This window comes from Lysobacter antibioticus HS124 (assembly GCF_000336385.2).
GTDB lineage: Bacteria > Pseudomonadota > Gammaproteobacteria > Xanthomonadales > Xanthomonadaceae > Lysobacter > Lysobacter firmicutimachus.
In genome coordinates, this window is sequence record NZ_HG424468.1 from 1 (window position 1) to 24,692 (window position 24,692).

Here is a 24,692-nt window from a genome sequence, read left to right on the forward strand (position 1 = left end):
GCTGAAGTCGTGGCTGGTGGGAAAGCGGAAGAACGTCAGGTTGCGAAAGAACATGCGGGACCGGGATGGGGGATTCGGGATGGGAATTCGGCGGCGGACAGCGCCCAACCGAAGCGGGCCGGCGCGGGCGCGCCGGCGTACGAAAGACGCGGCAGCCGGTTACACGGCGGCGGGCGCCATCTTGCCGGGCGTTTCGTCGGGCGTATCGTCCAGCCACACCGGCGCCGGGGCGAGCGGCGCGCCGGCCTTGCCCAGGCCGAGGAAATCGAACAGCTTCGGATCGCTGAGCTGCGACGGCCGGATGTCGCCGAGCGCGCGCGAGATCGTCTCGATGCGGCCGGGCGTCTCGCGTTCCCAAGCGTCCATCATCCGCTTGACCTGCTTGCGCTGCAGGTTTTCCTGCGAGCCGCACAGGTTGCAGGGGATGATCGGGAATTGCTTGATCGCCGCGTAATCGACGATGTCGTCCTCGCGCACGTAGGCCAGCGGCCGGATCACCACATGCTTGCCGTCGTCGGACAGCAGCTTGGGCGGCATGCCGCTGAGCTTGGCGTGGAAGAACAGGTTGAGGAAGAAGGTCGCGACCAGGTCGTCGCGGTGGTGGCCGAGCGCGATCTTGGTGAAGCCCTGCTCCTCGGCGTAGGTGTACAGCGCGCCGCGCCGCAGCCGCGAACACAGCGAGCACATGGTCTTGCCTTCCGGCACCACCCGGGTCACCACCGAGTAGGTGTCCTGCTCGAGGATCTTGTAGGCCACCCCGATCGATTCCAGGTACTGCGGCAGCACGTGCTCGGGGAAGCCGGGCTGCTTCTGGTCGAGGTTGACCGCGACCAGCTCGAACTTCACCGGCGCTTTCTTCTGCAGCTGCAGCAGGAGGTCGAGCAGGGTGTAGCTGTCCTTGCCGCCGGACAGGCAGACCATGACCTTGTCGCCGTCTTCGATCATGCCGAAATCGGCGATGGCGCGGCCGACCTGATGGCGCAGGCGAGTGGCCAGGCGTTCGCCGTCGGCGGCGGGGGCGGCGCCGGGGCGGGCGCGGCGGATGGGTTCGGCCAGGGGCAGGACGGTGTTCATGAGGCCGACGATTCTACGCCAAGGGGCGGTGAACGCCCCCGCACCGGTCGCCGCGCCGCAGGCGATGACGCCCGCTCGGGCGGCGCGTTAAGCTGGGGCATATGACCGCCAGCACCGATGCCGCCGAGATCGCCCGCCAGCTGGCCGAGCTGCGTCTGGAACATCGCGACCTCGACGCGGCCATCGAACGCCTGAGCCTGGACCCGCAGGCCGACGAGCTGACGGTCAAGCGCTTGAAGAAACGCAAGCTGTGGCTGAAGGACTGCATCGCCCGGCTGGAAAGCGCGCTGATTCCCGACCAGCCGGCCTGAGCCGCGCCAGCCGACGTTCAGCGCCCGCGGGCGCGAGCCGCTACAATCCCGCGCAGCCCACCGAGTGGAGTGTCATGGAGCTCTGAACCGATACGCCGCCTTCGCAACCGCCGCGCGCCCGCGCGCCGTTGCCCTGCCCGTCGCATCGCCGGAGCCTCCATGCCCGCCCTTCCCGCCTCGGACCCGGTCCGATTGCAGGCCTTCGGCCTGTCCGCCGTCCTCGACGACGGCCGCATCCTATTTCAGAACCTCGACCTGAGCCTGCGCCGTGGCTACACCGCCCTGGTCGGCCGCAACGGCGCGGGCAAATCGACCCTGCTGGCCGCGCTGGCCGGCATCGCCGCGCCGGCCCAGGGCCGGATCGAACGCTGCGGCCCGCTCGTCCATTTGCCCACCGAAACCGGCGAGGCTTCGGCCGGCAGCGTCGCCGGCTTGCTCGGCGTCGCGCCGGCGCTGGCCGCCCTGGACCGGCTCGCCGCCGGCCTCGGCAGCGGCGAAGACCTGGTCCAGCTGGCCGACCGCTGGGATCTGCGCGAGCGTCTGGCCCGGTCCCTGGACGAAATCGGCCTGAGCGGCTTGTCGTTGCAACACGACCCACGCCGCCTGTCCGGCGGCCAACGCCAGCAGCTGCGCCTGCTCGGCGCCTGGCTCGCCGATGCCGCCGTCGTCCTGCTCGACGAGCCCAGCCGGCATCTGGATGCCGATGCCTCGGCGTATTGGTTCCAGCGCTACATCGGCGGCTCTGCGGCGGTGCTCGCGGTCAGCCACGATCCGGCCTGGTTGAACGACGCCGAACGCATCCTCGAGCTCGCCCCCGAGGGCGCGATCGAGCACCGCGGCGGCCTGAGCCGCTACCTCGATCAGCGCCAACGCCGACGCCGTGCCGGGCTCGACGCGTTGGACGCCGCGCGCCTGGCGCTGCGTCGCGAACGCCGCGATCAAGTGCGCCAGCGCGAGGCGCTGGACCGGCGCGCGGCACGCGGCCGGCGCGCCGGCGCACAGGCCAATCAGTCCAAGCTGCTGCTCGACTTCAGCCAGAACGCGGCCGAGCGTCATCTGGGAAGTCGCCGCGCCGCACTGCGCGAACGCCTGGACCAGCGCGGCAGCGCCGTAAGCGAGGCCCATGCGCGAGTCGACACCGCCGCCGCGCCGGTGTTCCTCGGCACCGCGGCGCGCCAGCCGGCCGGGCGCCGCACGCTCGAATTCGCCGCCGCGCATCCCTGCCGGGCCCAGCCGCGGCAGTCGCTGAGCGCGGTGCTGGACGGTCCGGTGCGGATCGGCCTGAGCGGACGCAACGGCAGCGGCAAGACCACGCTGTTGCGCGCGCTGGCCGGACTCGGCCCGCTTGCGGCCGGCCAGGCCCGTGCGGCGGTGCCGGCACTGTGGTTGGATCAAGACCTGCGCCTGTTGCCGACCGACACGGGCGTACTGGCCTGGATCGGCGGCGGCGACGCCGATGCCGAAGCGCGTGCCGCGCTGGCCACCCGCCTGGCCCTGCTCGGCCTGCCCGGCGATCGCGCGCGGCAGCCGATGGCCACGCTCTCGGCCGGCGAGCGCATGCGCGCCGCGCTGGCCGGCGCGGCCTATCGCACTCCGCCGACGCCGTTGCTGTTGCTCGACGAACCCAGCGATCATCTGGACTTTGACAGCCGCGAGGCCCTGATCGGACTGCTGGACGCCTGGCCCGGCGCCTTCGTCGTCGCCAGCCACGATCGCGGCCTGCTCGACGCCCTGCGCCTGAGCCATTGCATTCATCTGACAGATGTCAGTGCGCAGCTCGAAACGATTGCGGCATCGTCGCGCCCCTGATCGAGAGAATGCGAAATCGGTGACCGGGATCGCGGGCGCGCTGTGCTAGGGTGCCGCGACTCGCAGCGGGCAGACTTATGGCGAACAAGGACGAATTGATCGGCGCGGCGCGCAACCCCTGGTGGCAGGGCGCGGCCGCCGTGGTCCTGGTCGCGATCGCCGCGACCGCTGCGCTGGGCGGCTTCGGCGAGGCCAAGAGCAAGAGCAAGCCGCTGCCCGAATACAAGGCCGGCCATCGTTACCAGGGCGGCGCTCTGGCGGTGAAGCCGCTGCGCGCCTGGGTCGCGCGCTACAAGCCCGGCGGCCGGGTCGACCCGTTCAGTCCGGACAAGCAGTACCTGGTGCTGCAGGTCGAGATCGAGAACCGCACCGGGCGCAGCATCAACGGCTTCGGCTATCCGCAACAGGATCTGATCCTGCTGTCGAAGCAACGCGAACCGATTCCCGCCGAGACCTTGTTGATGGCCGACGACCACAGCATCGCCGCCGACCTGCACCCGCGCCTGAAACAGCGCGTCGACCTGGTCTGGGCGCTGCCGCGCGGCTATGCCTATTCGCCGCAGGAAACCTGGGGCGTGTTCGCGCGCGACTACAAGGCCAAGGCGTATCTCAACGACGAGGGCGCCTGGGTCCAGGGCAAGCCGGCGGCGAAATACCGCATCGCGGTGCAGGATCTGCGCGACCGGGCGGTGGCGCCGTGAGCGCGCCGGCGACGGCGAACGCCGCGGCGGCGCGCCGGCGGCTGCCGCGCTGGCGCTGGCGTGACGCGCTGTGGATCGCACTGGCGCTGGCGGCGGTGGTCGCCCTGCGCAAGGGCGAGTCCGACTACGAACAACGCGACGCGCCGCTGCTGCAGCGCGCGCCGGCGACGGCGCCGGTACGCGCGCAGGGCCGCAATTTCGCGGTCGAGGTCAAACGCTTCAAGGTCGCCCGCGCCTATCTGCTCAAGGGCGACTACGCGCGGCCAGAGGACCATCTGCTGCGCACCCCGGGCGTGTGGCTGTCGGTGGTCGGCCAGGCCGAAGCGTTGCAGCAGCCGGGCTATGTCACCGCGCAACTGCGCACCCGCGACGGCCTGGTCTATGTCGCCTCCAGCCGCGACCGGCCCAAGCTCGACGGGATCAACCTGCGCGACCGCGCGCTGGCGCCGGGTCTGCCGGAGGAGGGCGCCTGGTTCTTCGAAGTGCCGCCCGACCGGCTGCAAGGCGCGCACCTGCAGTTCTTTTGGGGCAGCCTGCTGCCGCACGGCGGCGACAGCCTGGTCGACGTCGATCTCGGCATCGACGCGGCGCAGGCCCGCAAGCTGATGGCCGAAGCCAAGCCGGTACTGGATCTGCGCCCATGAACTCTGCGACGACGAACGAAACCGCCGCGGCCACGGACGCGCCAGCGGCCGGCACGGCGCCTACGCCGGCCGGCTGGTGGCGGCGTAACGCCTTCTGGCTGCTCGGCACCGCCGTGCTCGGCGCCTGGGCCATGATCGTGCCCTACCGCGAGGCGCTGCAGTCGTATCGGCAACGCCACCCCGAGCAGGCCATCGTCGCCGCGCGCGGACAATGGGTCGCCTTCGAAGGCGCGCGCTGGCGCCTGGTCGACGCCCAGGCGCTGGCCCCGCGCGATCCGCGCTTGCGCGGCCCGCTGCGCAAGGACGCCGGCGTATTGCTGGCGACCTTCGAGGTGATCGCCGACTCCGGCACGGTCGCCAAAGACCTCGACCGCTGCAAGGGCCGCATCGCCGATGCGAGCGGTCGCCAGTGGGAGGCCAATCCCGCCGGACTGCCGCGCCTGGGCGGCGACAAGCTGCCCGATACCTGCGGCACCGGCTACGGCGCCGACTTCAAGCCGATCAGCGCCCTGCCCGGCCGCCCGTTCGCCTTCCGCCATGCCTATCTGCTGCCGCGCAAGGAGCGGCTGGACGGACTGACCTTGCGCATCGAGTTCCCGACCTCGCCGACCGCGCAGGGGCGGTATCTGAGTTTCGCGTTGTAACCGCGAAGACCAAGCAGAAGCGGCGTAGGCCACGGCGGGCCGGCGCAGAACCGACGCCAGCTGCGCTGCCGATCGATGCTGCGCCCAGCGGCGAGGGACCCGCGGATCGCGGCGGACGCGGCCCGGACGCCGAAGGTTCGGACCGTGCAGGCGGCGCGGTCGCTACGGCGCGAAATCGGCGCGACATGGTCGCCGCTTGCGCCGCTCCTACCCCCGGCAGCCGACGCGGCTCCTGGGAGCGGCGATGCGGCGGCGTTCTCTGCACGCTTGGAGGTCGCGGCTTGCGCCGCTCCTCCCCTTGTCGCTGATGCGGCTCCTGGGAGCGCATCGCTGCGAGGCGGGGGATGGCGATATTCCTTGCATCGATGCTACGGGCGCGATTCCGGCGCGCACCCGGCCCGATGGCGGAGTCCTTTCCGCCACGCGCGCCGTCCTGGCGCGACCCCGATTCCGATCGTCCGCCTCTCCTTGGCGGCCGCTCCCTGCTCGGCGCGTCCTGCGCGCCTGATCGAATCGGGCGGGGGTTGTCGGTCGGCGATCCTTCGCCGCTCCCGCCGGACCGGGATCGGGCCGCGGATGCGTCGCGACGAGGTGCGATGCGTTCCGCTGGCCCGACCCCGATCCGACGCCGGAGTCCTTTCCTGCCGTGCCGCTATTGTCTCGCCCGGGCGTCGCAGAGGCTGAGAGTGCGGACGGGGGATCCGCATCGTCGAGCCCGCTGCATCGCGCGGGTGGTGGAGAAGGCCGGACATCCGTTTCCGGCGCGGCATCGGCGGCGTTCCTTCGCGATGCTCTCCACGGACACAGGATCGCGCGAAGGCCGGGCCGGCGCAGTCGGGCATCGGCGCGAGCGGGGGTAGGAATTGCCCTATAGACATGGGCGACGGGGTCGGTGCGGTTCGCGCCGGAACGAGGCTTCGGCGGCAGCCGGCGGTTTTATCCATGCGCGTTCGGCGGGGACGGACTCGGGCGGCGCCCGCGGTCGCGATGGGCCAAGGCCTCGCTACTCGCTGAGGGCTGTCGGCGCGGGCCTTTCTGCACGTCCCGTGGGCGCGGCGTGCGCCGCTCCTGCCGGAACAGGCAACGGCCGCGTCTCAGGGCATGACGGGCGGGTGGTAGCTCAGCGTCAGGCCGAGCAGCCACAGCAAGCCGAGCACCAGCGGGATGTGCACCAGCAACTGGATGAAAGTGAAGCCGACGATGTCGCGCGCCTTCAGCCCCAGCACGCCGAGCAGGGGCAGCATCCAGAACGGATTGATCAAGTTCGGCAGCGCTTCGGCGGCGTTGTAGACCTGCACCGCCCAACCCAGGTGCACCTGCAGATCGTTCGCGGCCTGCATCACGTAAGGGGCCTCGATGATCCATTTGCCGCCCCCGGAGGGCACGAAGAAGCCCAGCACCGCCGAGTACGCGCCCATCACCAGGGTGAAGGTGTCGGCGGTCGCGATCTGCACGAACACGCTGGACAGGTGGTGCGCGAGCGTCTGTCCGTCGGCGCTCTTGGCCGCGGTCAGCAGGCTGGCGATGCCGCCGTACAGCGGGAACTGGATCAGCACGCCGGTCGTGCTCGGCACCGCGCGCGCGACCGCGTTGAGAAAGCTGCGCGGCCGCCAGTGCAGCAGCAGGCCGAGGGTCAGAAACAGAAAGTTGTAGGTGTTGAGGTTGGCGATCGCGCTGACCCAGGGCTTGGCCGAGAACTCGTAGGCCAGCCAGCCCAGGCTCATCGCCGCCAGCAGGACCGTCACCAGCGGGCTGTATTCCAGCCATTCGCCGGGGCGCGTGCGCGGCGGCAGCACGGCGGCATTGCGCTCGTCTTCGGCCAAGCGGTCGGCGCCGTCGAAATCGCGCGCGCGCCGGACTGAGGCGCCGCGCGGCGCGGTGATGTAGCAGACCGCCAGGGACACCGCGATCAGCGCCGCAGTCAGGGCGATCGATTGCCACAGGAAGATGGTTTCGCTGAAAGGGATCACCCCGGTGATCGCCAGCAAGCCGGGCGGCATGCTGGCCGGGTTGGCCTGCAGTTGCGCCGCCGACGAACTCAAGCCCATCGCCCACACCGCACCCAGGCCCAAGTAAGCCGCCGCGCCGGCGGCGCGATAGTCCATGTCCAGGTCCTCGCGCCGGGCCAATGCGCGCACCAGCAGGCCGCCGAACACCAGCGAAAAACCCCAGCTCAACAGCGAGGTCAGCATGCTCACCAGGCCGACGTAGCAGACCGCGCCGCGACCGCTGCGCGGCAGTCGCGCCAGCGCATCGATGACCCGCGCCACCGCCGGCGCGGTCGCGACCACGTAGCCGCCGATGACCACGAAGGCCATCTGCATGGTGAAAGGAATCAGGCTCCAGAACCCGTCGCCGAACGCGGTCGCGGTCGCCGCCGGCGTGGCGCCGAAGGCCATCGCCGCGACCGCGACGATGGCCACGCCCAGCGCGGCGAACACATAGGCATCGGGAAACCAGCGCTCGGCCCAGGCGGCGCTGCGCAGGGCGAAGCGAGCGAGCAGACCGTCGTGGACGGCGGTGTCGGCAGCGGGCATGGCGGGATTCCTGCGACGGGCCCGGGCATTGTCCGAGCGAGGGGTGGGCGGGCCACCTGGACTTTAGTCGCAAGCTGCGGCGCAAGAACAGAAGCCAATGCCTCTGCCCCCGCTCACTCCACCGGCGGCGCAACCTCCGCCCGCGCCCTTCGTCCCGAGCCGACCACCGCCTCCGCGCGCAACTCCATGCTCGCGTCCTTGGAGTACAGCGCGCCGGTCGCGACCGCGGTCCAGGCCGGGTAGTGGCGCTGGAAGAACTCGCGATGCACCTTCAACACCGGCGCGATCCGGCGCCGGAACTCGGCGTGGTCGGCGGCGACGTGGAAGCTCTGCAGCTCGATCACGTCCTCCAGCCCGGCACCGGCGCTGCGCAGGTGCCGCTCCAGCTCGGCGAACGCCCAGCGCGCCTTGGCCTCGTCGTCCGCGCCCTCCACGGCCGGGATGCCGGACACGATCACCCGGTCGCCGATCCGCACCACCGGCGAGTAATGCAGTTCGTGATACGAGGACTCCCAGCCCGGCGGCGCCAGATGCACCCGCGCGGGACCCGCCTCATCGGCGCGAACGGAACCGGCGCAAGCGCCGGCCAGGCACAGCACTACCGCGGGGCACCAACGCATGAGCGACTCCGGCTACCGAACCAGCCGCCATTGCAGCGCGCCGCGCCGCCGCCGTCGTTGCCCGCGGTTGCGGTTTCGCCGCCGCGTTCAGGCCGCCGGCGCGCGCAGGGCGTAATCCAGCGCCAACCCGGCGAAGATCGTCAGCCCGACCCAGTGGTTGTGCAGGAAGGCGCGGAAGCAGGGCTCGCGCTCGCGCTTGCGGGCGATGACGAACTCGTAGGCGATCAGCGCCGCCGCCACCGCCAGGCCGCCGAAATACCAGGGGCCCAAGTCCACGCGCTGGCCGACCAAGAGCAAAGCGGTCACCATCAGCGCGTACAGCACGCCGTTGGCGACCAAGTCCAGCTCGCCGAACAGGATCGCGGTCGACTTCGAACCCATCTTCAGGTCGTCCTCGCGGTCGACCATCGCATACCAGGTGTCGTAGGCGGTCGACCACAGGATATTGGCCACGTACAGCAGCCAGCCCACCGCCGGCACCTCGCCGCGCACCGCCGCGAACGCCATCGGGATGCCCCAGCCGAAGGCCATGCCCAGGTAGACCTGGGGCAGATGGGTGTAGCGCTTGAGATAGGGATAGCTGGCCGCCAGCACCACGCCGACGAAGCTCATCAGCACGGTCAACCGGTTCAGGGTCAGCACCAAGCCGAACGCGACCAGCATCAGCACCGCGAACACCGCCAATGCCTCGCGCCCGCGCAGCTCGCCGGTGGCCAGCGGCCGGTGCTTGGTCCGCTCCACATGCGGGTCCAGCCAGCGGTCGGCGTAGTCGTTGATCACGCAGCCCGCGGCCCGGGTCAGCCAAACGCCGGCGCTGAACACGAACCAGGTCCACAGCGGCGGCACGCCCTCGGCGGCGATCCACAGCCCCCACCAGGTCGGCCACAACAGCAGCAGCCAGCCGATCGGCCGGTCGCCGCGGGTCAGCTTCCAATACAGGGACAGGCGGCGGCGCCAGTCCGGCACCGGGGGATGGGAGGGGGCATGGTCCATGGCGCATAGAGTAGCGCGCGCGGCGGGACGGGCCGTCGGAGCCGGGCCGGACGAGCGGATCCGACCAGGCCCGGCAAGCGGCGGCGCTCGCGTGCGGCGGCCGAGGCGCTGAACGCTGGCGCCGAGTCCGTCGGCGAGCGCCGCGCCGGCCAGCGGCGTCGGCAACGACGCCGAAGCTGCTCGCGGGTGCGCAGTCGACGATGAACGCAACGACCGCCGCCCGGCGATGCGGCGGCCACCGCAAGCAACGGCGACGCCAACCGCGTCGTCATGCCGCGCACAGGCCGCCTTCGCTGCGCATGCCCCAGCAAGACGCCGACGCGCGCGGAGGCCGGCGTTTATCGCGAGCGCATCACAGCTTGCATATGTCATGACAGCGGCCACTACGGAGGCATGACGGCGCATGGCATCAACGCGGGGTCCGGTACGCCAACGGACCGGGCGACTCGTTCGCGGATGCCGTCCGCCGGCCGTGGCAGCCGGATTCGGGGCGGTCGCCTCGCGTGCAATCGCCGCCGACCGCATTCACCGTCACCCTCCAGGATATTCGCAGTGGCTATCGACTCTCGTAATTCAGCGTCCCGGTCCGGGCGCGCAATGCGCATGCTGCCGGTCGTGTTGTTAAGCGGTCTGGTGACCGGCCCGGCCCTGGCGGCGCAGCCGCGCATCGGCAGCGAAGGCCAGGCCCATGCCGGCCTGATGTGGCCGAGCGAACCGCCGGCGAACTACTGCCAGGCCGGCGTCATGCCGAGCGGCCCGGCCACCCCGCCGCCGGGCGCCATCGTGGTTCCGGCCGGCGACAACAGCGGCTTCGATTTCCGCCGCGCCGGCGTAACGTTCTGGTTCGAGCCGGGCGTGCACACCCTCGGCACGGACAAGTACAGCCAGATCATCGCCCAGGACGGCAACACCTACCTGGGCGGTCCCGGCGCGATCATCGACGGCCAGAACCGCAATCATTACGCCTTCACCAGCACGGCGCAGAACGTCGCGGTGCGCTACCTGAGCATCCGCAACTTCGGCCGCTACAGCAGCGACCCGGCCGAAGATTACGGCAACTTCGACCAGGGCGTGGTCAACCACGACGCCGGCGATCATTGGACCATCGAGTACAACACCATCGCCAACAACCGCGGCGCCGGCGTGTTCCTGGGCAGCCACAACAAGGTCCGTTTCAACTGCCTGAAGGACAACGGCCAATACGGCTTCAGCATGTACAAGCGGCCGCTGCAGAGCGACGGCCCGCCGACGCCCGAACAACCGGTGCCGGGCCGCTCGGCCATCGTCGACATCGAGTTGAGCTACAACGAGATCGCCGGCAACAACGTCGACGACTGGGAAGCCAGCACCAAGTGCGGCTGCACCGGCGGCGGCAAGTTCTGGGACGTGCGCGGGGCCAAGATCGTCGGCAACCACGTCCACGACAACCGCGGCACCGGCCTGTGGGCCGACACCAACAACATCGACTTCCTGTTCGAGAACAACTACATCCGCGACAACGACGGCGTCGGCATCTGGTACGAGATCAGCTACAACGCCACCATCCGCGCCAACACGCTCATCAACAACGGCTGGGTGTCGGGCAACAGCGACCGCGGCGCGCCCGCGCCCGCGATCTATCTGTCCGAATCCGGCGGCGACAGCCGCTTGCCCAAGGACATCAGCGGCTCGGATCTTCTGCGCATCCACGACAACTACTTCGAGAACAATTTCTCCGGCGTGTCGATCTACGAAAGCTCCAACCGCTTCTGCAACTCCAACGGCAACACCAGCCAGGTCTACTGCACGCCCTTCGTCCATCCGGCGCTGATCGTGCGTCCCGACCCGAAGAACCCGACCCAGTACCCCGACCCGGTCAGCCACCTGCATCCTTGCTACACCCAGATCAACGGCGACCCGACTCTGCAGCGCGACTGCCGCTGGCACGCCAAGAACATCGAAGTGACCGGCAACGAGTTCTACTTCGATCCGGCGACGGTGCCGTGCGGCAGCTCCGGCTTCTGCGGCGCGCATGCGTTGTACGCGACCGGCGTGAACAATCTCAGCTGGTCGCCGTACACGGTGCAGCAGGTGCAGAACGACGTGATGTTCAACAACAACAATCGCTTCGCCAACAACCACTACTACGGCCCATGGCGTTTCGCCAAGCGTTACGGCGAAACGATGAGCTTCAACGCCTGGCGCGCCGCGCCCTATTTGCAGGACGCGGGCAGCACCACCGACGGCTCGGCCTTCAACGTGCTCGACCCGGCGACCGCGACCCTGGAAGGTTCGGTCGGCCTGTGGGCCGCGTGGTACGGCAGCCGCGTCGCCCACGCCGCAGGCGGCCACAGCGGCGCGCACAGCCTGCAGGTGACCCTTGAGGACAGCTACTGGGGCGTGACCGTCGCCAATCACCCCGGATACCTGTCCGACAGCAGCGCCAAGCGGCTGAGCTTCTGGACCAAGCACGTCGCCGGCACGCCGTCGCTGCCGGCCAACGCGCGCGTGCGCCTGCGCTGGCTCAAGGAAGACGGTACGCCGGCAACCGGCAACGAGGACACGTCGTTCAGCGACGTATCGTTGGGTGCCGCCGGCGACGACTGGACCCAGGTCGTCGCCGACGTGCAGCCGCCTGCGCAGACGGCAAGCGTGTGGGTGATGCTGGTGGGCTCGGGCGGAGCGGCCAATCACAACGCCGGCTTCTACCTCGACGACATCGTGCTGCAGGACGCGCCGCGCTAAGCAACACGCACCCGGGATCGCGCGCGCCTGGTCCGCGGTCCCGGCGCGGCCGGGCGGTCGCCGACAGGCGGCCGCTCCGGAACGCAACAACGCCCTCGCAGCTCCCGGCGCCGACGCAGGCGCCCACCGCGCACCGGGCTAGTCGGCGGCCGTCCGCTGCGGACGCGGATCGAACTCGGCGACGATATAGATCTGGCCCGGCTCGCGCGGATGCGCTTCGATCTCCAGGCGCATCCCATGCACTTCGGCGTGCCGTCGGATGGCCGCCCGATAGCGAGCCGACCCGCGTGCCCAGAATGCGATCTCTTCGACCGCCCCGCCCTTGCCGTCGGCCCCCAGCAGTATTTGCCGATAGATCAAGCGGCCGTCGCCGCGATGCCGCTCGGGCACCGGAAACGTCGCGACAGCGGCGCCCAACGGCACATGGAAATCGTCCGCCCGCTCCGATGAACGGCTCCAGTTCCCGCTCCTGAAGACGTACCAGCAACGGGTACAGACCGGGCCGCCTTCATCGGCAATCGCCAGGCAATCCGCCGCCCGGCTCCAGAGGTCCAGATTCCGGCTGGGCCGGCTCAAGTCGTCGGCCAGGTCGGAGGCGGAAACGACCGCGCCCGCGCAAAGCGGGCACTTGGAAAAAGCGGCGCGGGCGAAGAACGGCAGCCCGGCTCCCAACAACAACGCGTCCAGGACGAATCCGCGTCGATCCATTCAGTCCCCGGCTCCAGACGGCTCAGTCGCGCCCCCAGGCCCGGCCTATGTCAGCCGGCTTCCGGCCAGCATAGCGAACGGACACCGCCACCGTCGCCCGCCCCGGAACCCACATACGCGGCGCAAACGCCCTGCCGCAGCGGCTACCGCCCCGAAACCGGCGCTCGCCTATCGGCGCCCCGCTCGCGCGCGCCATGGCATCGCCAATTTTCTGGCGTTCCGAAGAAAGCATTCAACGGGCGCCGCTTACGGCGACTACGCGCATCCGAGCGCCCTCGAACCCATCGCGATCACAGGGTCCGCGGTCGAACGTTGCCATTGGCGGGCGGGTCGCGAGTGGTCCGATGGAACCGATGGCAATGGCCGGGCGAACGGCGACACCGGATCGCAGCGATCGCGATGGCAGCCAACAGCGATGACCGATTGCGGGCGCATAGCGCAAGGTCGTTCAATGCGACGGCTCATCGCCGGTGGCGGGCATCGGCTCATGTCGGCCGTCCGGGCGGCTCCCGCGCATGTCCGGACCGGGCGGGGAAGCAGTAGGCCGCCGAATTCCGGCGTGTTCGCATTCGCAGGTATCGGCAGCCGATGGAATCGCAAGACATCGCCCAGCCGACATTGCGATCGCCGAATCGCGATTTCTCGTCTTGTCCGGCGCGGCCCAGTGCGAATCGCCAGCCGAATCGTCACGACGCAAGCACTGTCATGACCGGAGCAAGACAGTGTGCTTATCGGCACGCGAATTCTTGTCGAAACATCGATTTCACGTTGCATATGCAGCAAAAATGGCAAGAAACGCCGTCCCGGCAACCGCTACCAGCTTCTTAAGCAATTTAAACGCACGTGATTTGTCTGTAGTCACCGCACCATGTGAGCATCACCCGACCGCCCCGCACTTGGCGGCCGCCCCGGATTTCGGCGCGCACGCTGGACTAAAACTCTCCAAGGAACACCCGATGGCACCATCGATATGTTCTGAGCGCATCCGGCTCTCATTTCCGGTTCGTACTCAAAGCCGGCAATGGCGAAATCGTTCTTTCGAGCGAGTCGTACAACACCAAGAGCAGCGCCTTGGGAGGGATCGAATCGGTCCGGAAGAACTGCACGCTCGACGGCCGCTATGAGCGCAAGCTGGCCAGCGACGGCAGTCCGATGTTCAACCTGAAAGCGGTCAACGGGCCGAAGATCGGCACCAGCCAGATGTACTCGAACGAATCCGAACGCGAGGACGGCATCGCCTTCGTCAAGTACAACGGCCCTTCGGTAAGGATCGAAGATCTGACTTGACGGTCCGATCGCCGGCCGGAGCGCTGTTCTGTCTCGTGGTGCATCGCGGCGCGTGCGGTGCAGTGCGGCCTGGAACAAGCGCGGCCGGCACAGGGGCATGATCGCCGGCCCATCTTCGTCGATTCGTCCGATAAGCGATCGCACCGGCATGGCAACGACGACGCGCGCGACCTACGCCTGCCAAGATAGGCCGCCTTCCCAGCTCTGAAGGCGTCATAGCTTGAGTTCCTTCGCGACGTCATTGCGGCCGTCTGCCGTCAACAAAATCTGTACGGCGAATCCCGACATCCGCTGAAATTCGTCCGCATCGCGTCTACGCGTCGATGTCGCTCGGCGCCGCCGCGTGCAATAAGCTTGATCTGGATCAAGCCCGCCCCCAACGGGAACGAGCTAAGTGGTGGTGGCATTCAAAAGGCCCGCGGTATCCGGTCGGCCTCCGGAATCGCTGGTGCCTCAGCCGCCTGGGAAGAATCCCTATGGAAGCGACCTCCAACCCACCCGACGCCCGTTTCCGCCTGACATTTCTGGGCGCGACACAAACGGTGACCGGGTCCCGCTATCTCATCGACGCCGGCCAGCAGCGCATTTTGGTCGACTGTGGCCTTTTTCAAGGCTACAAAGCGCTCAGGCTCAGGAACTGGGCACGCTTGCCGGTAGAGCCCGCTTCGATCGACTCCGTTGTCCTGACACATGCGCACCTGGATCACAGCGGCTATCTCCCGCGCTTGGTGAATGAGGGGTTCAAGGGCGCGATCTGGTGTACGCCAGCCACTCGGCGCTTGTGCGGCATACTGCTGCCGGACTCGGCCCGTTTATTGGCGGAAGAGGCGAGCTACGCCAATCGCAAACAGACCACCAAGCACCGTCCGGCGGTACCGCTTTACGACGAGGCGGCCGCGCTCGCCTGTTTGCGCCTGATGCGAACCGTCGAGTTCGAACACCCTTTCGAGCCGGCCGCTGGACTGAAAGCCAGCTTCAGGAGTCAAGGCCACATCCTGGGGGCGGCGGCGGTGAGCTTGGAGTATCGCGGCGTACGAATCACTTTCAGCGGCGACATCGGCCGCCCCTGCGACGCTGTGATGAACGCTCCACAGCCGCTGGATCGCACCGACTGGGTGGTCACCGAATCGACTTACGGAGACCGCGAGCATCCGGCCGTGGACTTGCGTCAGGAGCTTCGTACGGCCCTGCTCCCGGTGCTGCAACGCGGGGGCGTCGCCGTGATTCCGGCATTTACGGTGGGGCGCGCCCAGTCGCTGCTTCACACGCTTGCCGAATTGCAGGACGCCGGCGATTTGCCGCCCGCTCCGGTGTACTTGAACAGCCCGATGGCCACCGACGCCACTGCGTTGTACGCACAGTATCCGCAGCATCTTCGGCTCAACGCCGCGGACTTGGACCGTATGCGCAGGAACACGCATATCGTGAACAGTCCGGAGGAGTCGAAAGAGCTCAACCGCCGCAAAGGGCCGATGGTCATCGTATCGGCGAGCGGAATGGCGACGGGCGGGCGCGTGCTGCATCATCTGATCGCATTCGCGCCGGACCCCAACAATGCAATCGTGCTGTGCGGATATCAGGCCGGCGGCACGCGTGGCGCTCTGCTGGCCGAAGGGGCCAAGTACGTGCGTATTTACGGGCAGGAGGTAGCGGTCAGGGCACAGGTGCTTCAACTCGAATCGGCCTCGGCGCATGCCGACGCCTCGGAAATCGTCGCTTGGCTCGCTACGATGAAGGCCGCGCCTCGCGGTGTGTTCGTCACCCACGGCGAGCCCCAGGCAGCCGATCGGCTGCGGATACGCATCGAACGCGAGCTGGGCTGGAGGGCTTTCGTCCCCGAATTCGGCGCTTCGGTCGACCTGAATTCGCCCCAGGCCGAGCCGGTCACTACGCTCGCGATCGATTAGGCACGCCGATGGAGCGCAAACAACGGTATCGCGCCATGGCGCCGTGCGCCGAAGGTGTGCCGGGTCGTCGTCGCGCTGGCGCATCCAGGCCGAATCGGCCGCGTCCTTTGGCTCGGTAGCGGCGATCGGGAGATTTGCTATGCGAGTGCGTGACATATGCCGACAGGCAATACATGTAATCGGGCCCAGCACGACCGCCCGCGAAGCCGCCGAAATCATGCGAGACGCCCACGTCGCTACCTTGCTGGTCGCCGACGAGCTCGCCGGCGAACCGGTCTTGCTTGGGGTGGTGACCGACCGGGATCTGGTGCTGAAGGTGATGGCGATGGGGGCATCTGCCGAGGCGGTTTCGGTCGCCGATGCGATGACCCGGGACGTCGTCATCTGTCGCGACGACCAGGATATCGCGGAGGCTGTCAACATCATGCGCTCCAGCGGCGTTCGCCGCCTGCCGGTTCTCGGCGGCGCCGGCCGTCCGATCGGACTCATCACCGCCGACGACGTTTACGCGGCCTTGTCGGCGCAAATGCGCGATCTGGGTCAGATGACGTTGAGAGAGCGCGTTCACGAACTCGAGTCGTTCGAATGACCGATTGGCGGGGCGTCGCGCAGAGCGGCGCAATCTCGCCGCGAATTTCAGGAGCGGACATGAATCGCGTCAAAGGCAAAGTCTGCATCGTCACCGGAGCCAGCCTGGGAATCGGGTGCGCGTGCGCCAGGCGCCTGGCCGAAGAGGGGGCGAACGTCGCGTTGTTCGATGTCGTGGATCAGCCCGGGCATACGCTGATGGAAGAGCTGCGATTCCGCGGAGTCCAGGTTCGTTACTGGCACGTCGACGTGACCGACGAGGGATCGGTTCGGGATGCGATGGCCTCGGTCGGCGAGACCTTCGGCGGCCTCGATGTGCTGATCAACAATGCCGGCATATCGGGGGTGAACAAACCGACCCACGAAATTACCCAGGAAGAATGGGACCAAGTCCAGGCAGTGAACGTGAAAGGCGTGTTCCTGTGCACTAAGCACGCGATTCCCCATATGCTGCGCGCCGGCCGGGGCAGCATCGTCAACCTGTCTTCCATCTACGGCTTGGTCGGCGCCCCGGACGTCCCGCCCTATCACGCGTCGAAGGGTGCGGTCACGCTGATGAGCCGAACGGACGCGTTGCTCTACGCGCCGAATCGGATTCGAGTCAACAGCGTGCATCCCGGCTATATCTGGACGCCCATGGTAGTGAACCATCTGCGCGCCAATGGCGTGGACGACCTGGATCAGGCCCGCGAGCAGCTCGGGCGGCTTCACCCTCTGGGGCATGTCGGCGACACGGACGACATCGCCTGGGCCGTGGTCTATCTGGCCTCGGAGGAGTCCAAGTTCGTTACCGGGGCGAGCCTGGTGATCGATGGAGGCTACACGGCGCGGTAAGGGCCTGTCGGCGCAATGCAGGGAGTCGACGGGCGCGGGGAGACCCGCCGTTCAGCCCGCCCCCTTCGAACGCGGCTCGCGTTAGGCTCCGCCTTCGCCGGGCCGATCCGCGACCGCCGTTGTTGATCAGGATCAAGAGCGGCGATCGCGAAGCGGGTAGGTTCGACGAAAACATCGCTCGGCGCCCTCATGCACGCGATCGACCCTCGTCCCGTTGCCGCTTCGCCGTGGGAGGCGCCGGTCCGACTGCCCGTGCGCAGGGCGGGCATCGACACCTACCGGCAGCCGGTGCTGTACCTGCACAGGGATTGCCCGGTTTGCCGAGCCGAGGGATTCGCCGCCCTGACCCGGGTCAGGATCGGCAGCGGCGGCCGCGACACGGTAGCGGTGTTGAATGTCGTCACCGGCGATTGGCTCAGCGCGCACGAAGCCGCCCTGTCCGAAGCCGCGTGGCAGGCTTTGCGCCCCGAACCCGGCGCTCTGGCCGAGTTCGCGCACGCCGATCCGGCGGAATCCTGCAGTCTGTTGCGGGCCAAGGTCTACGGCGCGCGCCTGGGCGAGCAAGACTTCGCCGCCGTATTGCGGGACGTGCTGGCGGCGCGCCTGTCGGACATCGAGTTGGCGGCCTTCGTGACCGCTTGCGCCGGCGACCGCATGGACCTGGACGAATGCATCGCCCTGACCCGGGCGATGGTCGCGGCGGGCGACCGGCTGGATTGGGGCGCCGGCCCGGTGCTGGACAAGCACTGCGTCGGCGGCCTGCCCGGCAACCGGACTACGCCGATCATCGTCTCCATCGTTGCGGCGTTGGGATATCGCATTCCCAAGACATCCTCGCGCGCGATCACCTCGCCGGCGGGCACGGCCGATGTGATGGCGACGATGACCGCGGTGGACCTCAACCTGGGCGAACTGCGCCGAGTGGTGGAGCGGGAGGGCGGTTGCTTGGCGTCGGGCGGACGGATACGCCTGAGCCCGGCCGACGACATGTTCATCCAGGTCGAACGCCCGCTCGACATCGACAGCGGCGGACAGATGGTCGCGAGCATCTTGTCCAAGAAAGCGGCGGCCGGCTCGACTCATGTGTTGATCGACATCCCGGTCGGCGCGACGGCCAAGATCCGCACGCCGGCCGCGGCCGATGCGATCGCCCGCCGACTCACGCTGGTGGGCGAAGCGATGGGGTTGCGGGTCGGCATCCACCTGTCGGACGGTCGGCAACCGGTGGGCTGGGGCATCGGCCCCGCGCTCGAAGCCCGGGACGTATTGGCGGTGCTGCGCTGCGCGCCCGACGCGCCGCGCGATTTGCGCGAGCGGGCGCTGGACATCGCCGGAGCGGTGTTGGAGCTGTTGCCGGAATCGCGCCCCGGACGAGGTCGGGAAGCGGCGACGGTGGCTCTGGATTCTGGCGCCGCATTGGAGAAGTTCATGGCCATCTGCGAAGCGCAAGGCGGCTTTCGCGAACCGGGCAAGGCGCGTTTCGCCAGGGCTTTCGTATCCCCCACGACCGGGCGGGTCGCCTGCATCAACAACCGCCTGCTGGCCAGGGTCGCCAAATTGGCCGGCGCGCCGAACGATCCGACCGCTGGCGTGGTCTGCACCCTGCGCGAAGGCGACCCGATCGACGCCGGAGCTCCGTTGTTCGTGGTCCATGCCGAGGCCGAAGGCGAACTGGCCTATGCGCTGAACTATGCCGCCGGCCACGCGGACATCCTCGCGATCCGGAGCGGCCCGGAATGAGCGCCGTATTGTTGCCGCTGGCGGACGACGGGCGCTTGGCGACCGCCTTGGCCACGCGGCTGGGCGCCCGGGTCGGTACGCTGCGGTGGACCCGCTTCCCCGACGCCGAATCGCTGATAGCGATCGACCCGTCGGTGGACGGCGCCGACGTGGTACTGGTCGCCAGCCTCAACCGGCCCGACGACAAAGCGCTTGCGTTGCGGTTCGCGGCGGATACCGCCCGCGAGCTGGGCGCGCGCAGCGTCGGCCTGGTCGCCCCTTATCTCGCCTACATGCGCCAGGACCGCCGGTTCCATCCCGGCGAAGCCGTCAGCGCCAGGGCGTTCGCGCGATTCCTCGACGAGAGCGTCGACTGGCTGGTCACCGTCGATCCGCATCTGCACCGCATCAAGGCGCTGGGCCGCGTGTTCCGGATACCGGCCGATTGCGTTTCCGCGGCTGCGCCGATCGCCGGATGGATTCGCGATCATGTCGAACAGCCGCTGCTGATCGGCCCGGATGAAGAGAGTGCGCAGTGGGTGGAGCGCATGGCATCCGCAGCGGGCGCTTCGTACGAGCTGTTGCGCAAGGTGCGGCATGGGCCCACGGACGTCGAAGTCAGCCTGCCCGACGTCCGGCGGCTGCGCGGCCGCACTCCGGTCCTGGTCGACGACATCGTCTCGACGGGAAAAACCATGTGCGCGGTGCTCGAACATCTGCACGGCAGGTGCGAACCGGCGATTTGCGTGGTGATCCACCCGCTGTTCGTCGGCGACGCGTTCGAATCCCTGTATCGGGCCGGCGCAGGCCTCGTTGTCAGTACCGACAGCATTCCCCATTCCAGCAACGCCATCCGGCTGGACGAACCGATCGCCGCGGCGGTTGCCGCGCGCCTGGCCGCAACGTCCATCGAGATCGGGCCATGACCTACGACGAAACCCCGGACGACGTACTCAGGGCCTGTGCCGCCAGCTCGGATCTGGCCCCGCCCCAACGTCGGCAGATCGCCGCCGTCGCAGCGGCGTATCGGCGCAACGACCCGGCCTTCGCCGCCTGGGCCGCCGGGTACGGCGTCATCGTCCATGATCCGCTGACCCAGGTCCGCATTCACGCGCTGGTCGAATCGTTGCGGGCGGAAGGGACGCTTGCCGACGCCGAATCAGGCTATCGAATCCTCGCGGCGGCCGATCGGCTGGCCAGCGCCGCGATCTGGCTGGTCGTCCACATGACGTATGCCGCTCGAGTCAGGCTCGACGGCTCGGACCTGGCGGGCGCCGATTTCAAACCCAGTCCGGAGGGACATACCGGCGGATCGCTGAACATGGTGCCGGCTTACGTCGCCTACCTGGCCCTCGACGCGCTGACCGGGCATACCCGCGCCTGGATGATGGGCCAGGGGCATTGCGTGGCGGCGATCGATGCGGTCAACCTGATCGTCGGAAACATGAGCGCCGAGCACGCCGAGCGCTATCGCTGGGACGAGGCCGGCCTCACGCGTTTCGTCGGCGACTTCTATTCGTATCGAATCCGGCCGGACGGGCATCCGCAGTCGCCTCTGGGATCGCACGTCAATGCCTTCACCGCCGGCAGCCTCCAGGAAGGCGGCTATCTGGGCTTCGCCGAACTGCACTACGCTCACGCCCCGTTGCCCGGCGAGCGGCTCGTAGCTTTTCTCAGCGACGGCGCGTTCGAGGAACAACGCGGCAGCGACTGGGCGCCACGATGGTGGCGCCCGCAAGACTGCGGGCTGATCGCTCCGATCATGATCTTGAACGGCCGCCGCATCGAGCAGCGCAGCCAGATCGCGCAACAAGGAGGCGGCCATTGGCTTCGCGCCCACCTGCGCCTCAACGGGTTCGAGCCGGTCGGGCTGGACGGCCGCGACCCGGCGAGCATCGCCTGGGGCATCCACGAGATCGAACTGCGGCAGCTCACCCGGATCGCGTCCTACGCGAGCGCCGGCTTCGATACCTGCGCGCCGATACGCTATGGAATGGCCGAGGCGCCGAAGGGTTTCGGTTTCCCCGGCGCCGGCAGCAACCGTGCGCATAATCTGCCCTTGCCGGGAAATCCAGCCAAGGACGAGGCCTCCAGGGGCCTCTTCAATGCGGCCTGCACGCATCTGCGAGTTCCCGAGGCGGAGTTGCGGCAGGCGACTGTGGCCTTGAACAATCATCGCTCGCAGGGACGTCCGCTCGAACGCGACCACGCGCTGGCGACGCGTCGCGTGCCGATTCCGGAACTGCCGCCGCCCGTCTGGCGCGCGCTCGGCGAGAGCGTCTCGCCCATGGCCGCGCTCGACGAGTGCTTCGTGTCGGTGGTCCGAGCCAACCCGCACTTGCGGGTCCGGGTCGGCAACCCCGACGAGCTGCGCAGCAATCGCCTGGATCGCACCCTCGACGCGCTCAAGCACCGCGTTCAGTCGCCCGAGGCCGGCATCGCCGAGGCTCAGGACGGCGCCGTCATCACCGCGCTCAACGAGGAAGCGGTGGCCTGCGCGGCGTTGGCCAACAAGGGCGGCATCAACTTGATCGTCACCTACGAAGCATTCGCGGTGAAAATGCTGGGTGCGATACGGCAGGAACTGATCTTCGCACGACAATTGCGCAGGGCCGGGCGCCCGCCCGGGTGGTTGTCGGTGCCGCTGGCGATGACCTCGCATACCTGGGAAAACGCGAAGAACGAACAATCGCACCAAGACCCGACCTTGTCGGAAGTCCTGCTCGGCGAGATGCAGGACACCGTGCGCGTCGTGTTTCCGCCCGACGCCAACGCCGCCCAGGCGGCATTGCAGGCGGCCTACGCCGGGCACGGCGGCATCGTGAGCCTGGTCGTGCCCAAACGCGAGTTGCCCGTCCTGCTGGACGGCGACCAGTCGCGGTCGCTGCTCAGCGAAGGCGCCTTGCTGCTGAAGCGCGTGCCCGACGCCGAGATCGATCTTGTGGCCACCGGCGCCTATCAGTTGGACGAGATCGTCAAAGCCTGGCGCCGGCTCCGCTCATACGACGTGCGAGCGAACCTGATCTATCTCGGGGAGCCCGGACGGTTCAGGACGCCGCGCGACGAACAGGAACTCGAGCATGTTCACGACGACGAGACGGTTCGGCACTGGTTCGCACCCGGACGGCCGCGCGTGTTCTTGACCCATATGCGCCCGGAACCGTTCCTGGGGGCGCTGCGCCGGCTCGACGACGGGCCGGCGCTGACCGCGGCGCTGGGCTATCGAAACCGCGGCGGAACGCTCGACACCCCCGGACTGATGTTCGCCAATCGCTGCACTTGGGCGCACGTCTTGGCCGCCGCGGCCGGGCTGACGGGGCGAAAGGCGTCCACATGGCTGTCGCAGGCCGAATACGCCGCGACGCGCGGACTGGCGACGCCGGACGTGCTGTGGAGCCAGGACGGGTGAATGCGGTCCGGTCCGCATCGGAAGCCTGCCTGGTGCTCAACCTGGGCTCGGCGACGCTGAAGGCCGCGTGGTACGCGGGGTTCGACCCGCAGCCGGACCGCCGTCCGGTTCCGGTGAGACATATCGATCTTGGGTTGGCGGCCGGCGACGACGCGGACGCTCTGCTCTCATCGGCGATCGATGCGCTGGCGTTTCCCGGCCGACCGGCCTGGGTGGGGCATCGCTTCGTCCATGGCGGAGACGCCGTGCAAGCGCGCGCGCTCGACGCGGCCGAACTCGCGAGATTGCAGGACCTTGCGCTTCTGGCGCCGCTGCACCAGCCGCCGGCGCTGGCGTTGGTACGCGCGGTATCGCAGCGGTGGCCGCACACGCGCCAATACGCGGCTTACGACACCGCCTGGCACCGCGGCCTTCCCGAGAACGCCCGGCGTTTGCCGGTACCGCAGGAGTGGCACGCCTTGGGCGTCAGACGATACGGCTTTCATGGCCTCGCATTCGCATCGGCGGTGCGGGAACTGAGCCGGGCCGATAGCGAAATCGGCGCCGGCCGGATCGTTCTCGCCCACTTGGGCGGCGGCGCCAGTCTGTGCGCGGTCCGTGCCGGAAACAGTCTGGACACCACCATGGCCGTCACGCCGCTGGACGGGGTGCCGATGACGACCCGCAGCGGCAGTCTGGATCCGGGCGCGCTGTTGTATCTCTTGCGCCACGGCATGACCGTCGACAGTCTGCAGGAGGGGTTGTATCGCCGTTCCGGCCTGCGCGGGATATCCGGGGAAACAGGCGATGTACGCCGGCTGCTCGCCTCCGCCGCGCCGTCCGCGGCCCTGGCGCTGGACGTATTCGCCCTGCGCATCGCGCAGGCCGTCGCCGCGATGGCGACGCGCCTGGGGGGCATCGAGCATCTGGTGTTCTCCGGCGGCATCGGCGCCCGTTCCGCGCCGGTTCGTTCGGCGATCGTGGCGTATCTGGCTTGGCTCGGCATCGGACTGGACGAGGCCGCCAATTTGCGCGGCAGCCTGCGGATCGAAGCCTCCGCGAGCAGGGCGCGGGTATGGCGCGTCGATGTGGACGAAGCAGCGGAAATCGCTCGGGAATGCCGGCAGGCGCACTCCGCAGCCGGCTAGCGCCGGCGCCGCAGGACGCGGGTTGCGGCCTCGATCAGGACCAATCCCGCCAGCGGCGCCAGAAACGCGAGCAAGGACCCGGCCACCGGCGGCGGCGAGAAGCGGAACCATATGCCCAAGGAAGGGATGCGCGTAATCAGAACCAGCGTACCGAGCGCGCATGCGACGATCGTCCAGAACGCCGGATTCGAGCGCCAGATCCAGCGGCGATCGCCACGCCTGCAGTTCAGTGCGACCAGGCCCAGATTGCCCGAGATCAATGCGGTGAAACAAAGCGCCGCGAGCTGCGACGTGGGCAGCGCCGCCGAGCGACCCAGCACGTAGACGGCGGCGACGGCGGCGAACACCGCAAGTCCTACGCCCAGGCTGCCGAACAATGTGCGCATATCCAGCAAGCGTTGCGATGGCGGGCGCGGCGGTCTGCGCATGACCCCGGGGTCGGCGGGTTCGCGCTCGAACACCAGCGTGGACGCCGGATCGATGATCAGTTCGAGGAATACCACGTGCAGGGGCATGAGCATCGGCGCCGCGCCGAACAGCAAGGGCAGCAACGCCAGTCCGGTGATGGGCACATGGACGGCCAGAATGTAGCGGATCGCGCGGACGATGTTGTCGTAGACGACGCGTCCCTGGCGGATGGCCCGCACCACCGTCACGAAGTCGTCGTCGAGCAACACGATCGACGCCGCTTCCCGGGCGACGTCGGTTCCGCGTCCGCCCATCGCCACGCCGACATGGGACGCCATCAGCGCCGGCGCGTCGTTGACTCCGTCGCCGGTCATGGCGACGACTTCTCCGGCGCGCTTCAGCGCCTCGACCAGGCGGAGTTTGTGCTCGGGCTTGACGCGCGCGAAAACGTCCGTGTCCTGGATGCAACGCATCACGGCAGCGTCGTCGAGTCGCTCCAGGTCGGCCCCGAGGGCGACGCTGTCGCATCGGTCCATGCCGGCTTGAGCGGCGATGGCGCGCGCCGTCGCCACATGGTCGCCGGTCAGCATGATCACCCGCACGCCGGCGGTGCGGGCCTGGCCGATGGCATCGGCCACCCCGCCGCGG

Annotated in this window: 20 protein-coding genes; 14 read left to right on the forward strand and 6 right to left on the reverse strand. The window is 68.7% G+C overall.

Annotated features, from left to right (window positions below; all coding sequences use genetic code 11):
- Positions 1-159: 159 nt before the first annotated feature.
- Positions 160-1,074, reverse strand: a complete 915-nt coding sequence (gene ttcA / locus TX83_RS06465) for a tRNA 2-thiocytidine(32) synthetase TtcA (protein ID WP_064747120.1) — start codon at positions 1,072-1,074, stop codon at positions 160-162.
- Between the two features lie 101 nt (positions 1,075-1,175).
- Here ttcA and TX83_RS06470 point away from each other — a divergent pair, with 101 nt between their 5' ends.
- The 5 genes from TX83_RS06470 (at position 1,176) to TX83_RS06490 (ending at position 5,183) form a co-directional block, all read left to right on the forward strand.
- Complete coding sequence (locus TX83_RS06470) at positions 1,176-1,385, forward strand: YdcH family protein (RefSeq protein WP_064747121.1); 210 nt, start codon at positions 1,176-1,178, stop codon at positions 1,383-1,385.
- Between the two features lie 159 nt (positions 1,386-1,544).
- Positions 1,545-3,194: an ATP-binding cassette domain-containing protein gene (locus TX83_RS06475; protein WP_075575033.1), complete on the forward strand. Its 1,650-nt coding sequence runs from the start codon at positions 1,545-1,547 to the stop codon at positions 3,192-3,194.
- A gap of 77 nt (positions 3,195-3,271) precedes the next feature.
- A complete protein-coding gene (locus tag TX83_RS06480) occupies positions 3,272-3,895 on the forward strand; it encodes a hypothetical protein (RefSeq protein ID WP_064747123.1) in 624 nt (207 codons plus the stop codon).
- Complete coding sequence (locus TX83_RS06485) at positions 3,892-4,539, forward strand: hypothetical protein (RefSeq protein ID WP_064747124.1); 648 nt, start codon at positions 3,892-3,894, stop codon at positions 4,537-4,539. The genes TX83_RS06480 and TX83_RS06485 overlap by 4 nt, the downstream gene beginning before the upstream one ends.
- The gene (locus TX83_RS06490; RefSeq protein WP_064747125.1) at positions 4,536-5,183 is read left to right on the forward strand and encodes a hypothetical protein; all 648 of its coding nucleotides are present in this window, start codon (positions 4,536-4,538) and stop codon (positions 5,181-5,183) included. Before TX83_RS06485 ends, TX83_RS06490 begins: the two co-directional genes overlap by 4 nt.
- 1,094 nt (positions 5,184-6,277) lie before the next feature.
- On the opposite strand, the gene TX83_RS06495 is transcribed toward TX83_RS06490, so the two are convergent.
- The 3 genes from TX83_RS06495 to ubiA all read right to left on the reverse strand — a co-directional run bounded on the left by TX83_RS06495 (position 6,278) and on the right by ubiA (position 9,333).
- Complete coding sequence (locus TX83_RS06495) at positions 6,278-7,720, reverse strand: short-chain fatty acid transporter (protein ID WP_064747126.1); 1,443 nt, start codon at positions 7,718-7,720, stop codon at positions 6,278-6,280.
- Positions 7,721-7,833: 113 nt separating this feature from the next.
- A complete protein-coding gene (locus tag TX83_RS06500; RefSeq protein WP_079248082.1) occupies positions 7,834-8,340 on the reverse strand; it encodes a Rid family hydrolase in 507 nt (168 codons plus the stop codon).
- A gap of 87 nt (positions 8,341-8,427) precedes the next feature.
- Entirely contained in the window at positions 8,428-9,333 is a 906-nt protein-coding gene (ubiA, locus tag TX83_RS06505) for a 4-hydroxybenzoate octaprenyltransferase (RefSeq protein ID WP_064747128.1), read from the reverse strand.
- A 597-nt stretch (positions 9,334-9,930) separates the two neighbouring features.
- On the opposite strand from ubiA, the gene TX83_RS06510 reads away from it, so the two are divergent.
- A complete protein-coding gene (locus TX83_RS06510) occupies positions 9,931-12,057 on the forward strand; it encodes a right-handed parallel beta-helix repeat-containing protein (RefSeq protein WP_064747129.1) in 2,127 nt (708 codons plus the stop codon).
- A 138-nt stretch (positions 12,058-12,195) separates the two neighbouring features.
- Here TX83_RS06510 and TX83_RS22620 read toward each other — a convergent pair whose 3' ends face one another.
- On the reverse strand, positions 12,196-12,765 hold the full coding sequence (locus tag TX83_RS22620; RefSeq protein ID WP_141233397.1) for a hypothetical protein: 570 nt from the start codon (positions 12,763-12,765) through the stop codon (positions 12,196-12,198).
- Between the two features lie 975 nt (positions 12,766-13,740).
- On the opposite strand from TX83_RS22620, the gene TX83_RS06520 reads away from it, so the two are divergent.
- From TX83_RS06520 to TX83_RS06555, 8 genes are all read left to right on the forward strand, one after another.
- Complete coding sequence (locus TX83_RS06520; RefSeq protein WP_064747131.1) at positions 13,741-14,052, forward strand: YegP family protein; 312 nt, start codon at positions 13,741-13,743, stop codon at positions 14,050-14,052.
- A 476-nt stretch (positions 14,053-14,528) separates the two neighbouring features.
- On the forward strand, positions 14,529-15,959 hold the full coding sequence (locus tag TX83_RS06525; protein ID WP_064747132.1) for an MBL fold metallo-hydrolase RNA specificity domain-containing protein: 1,431 nt from the start codon (positions 14,529-14,531) through the stop codon (positions 15,957-15,959).
- Positions 15,960-16,098: 139 nt separating this feature from the next.
- Complete coding sequence (locus tag TX83_RS06530; RefSeq protein WP_064747133.1) at positions 16,099-16,548, forward strand: CBS domain-containing protein; 450 nt, start codon at positions 16,099-16,101, stop codon at positions 16,546-16,548.
- 59 nt (positions 16,549-16,607) lie between these two features.
- Positions 16,608-17,381, forward strand: a complete 774-nt coding sequence (locus TX83_RS06535; protein ID WP_064747134.1) for an SDR family NAD(P)-dependent oxidoreductase — start codon at positions 16,608-16,610, stop codon at positions 17,379-17,381.
- Positions 17,382-17,633: 252 nt separating this feature from the next.
- The gene (locus tag TX83_RS06540) at positions 17,634-19,121 is read left to right on the forward strand and encodes a thymidine phosphorylase family protein (protein WP_261370045.1); all 1,488 of its coding nucleotides are present in this window, start codon (positions 17,634-17,636) and stop codon (positions 19,119-19,121) included.
- Positions 19,118-20,026, forward strand: coding sequence for a ribose-phosphate diphosphokinase (locus tag TX83_RS06545; protein WP_064747136.1), 909 nt, complete (start codon positions 19,118-19,120; stop codon positions 20,024-20,026). Before TX83_RS06540 ends, TX83_RS06545 begins: the two co-directional genes overlap by 4 nt.
- Positions 20,023-22,509: a xylulose 5-phosphate 3-epimerase gene (locus tag TX83_RS06550; protein WP_079248084.1), complete on the forward strand. Its 2,487-nt coding sequence runs from the start codon at positions 20,023-20,025 to the stop codon at positions 22,507-22,509. The genes TX83_RS06545 and TX83_RS06550 overlap by 4 nt, the downstream gene beginning before the upstream one ends.
- Positions 22,510-22,541: 32 nt before the next feature.
- Positions 22,542-23,636, forward strand: a complete 1,095-nt coding sequence (locus TX83_RS06555; RefSeq protein WP_186442539.1) for a hypothetical protein — start codon at positions 22,542-22,544, stop codon at positions 23,634-23,636.
- Here the strand turns inward: TX83_RS06555 and TX83_RS06560 are convergent.
- Positions 23,633-24,692: HAD-IC family P-type ATPase (locus tag TX83_RS06560; protein WP_141233398.1), on the reverse strand; the 1,060-nt coding region annotated here is incomplete at its 5' end. The genes TX83_RS06555 and TX83_RS06560 overlap by 4 nt on opposite strands.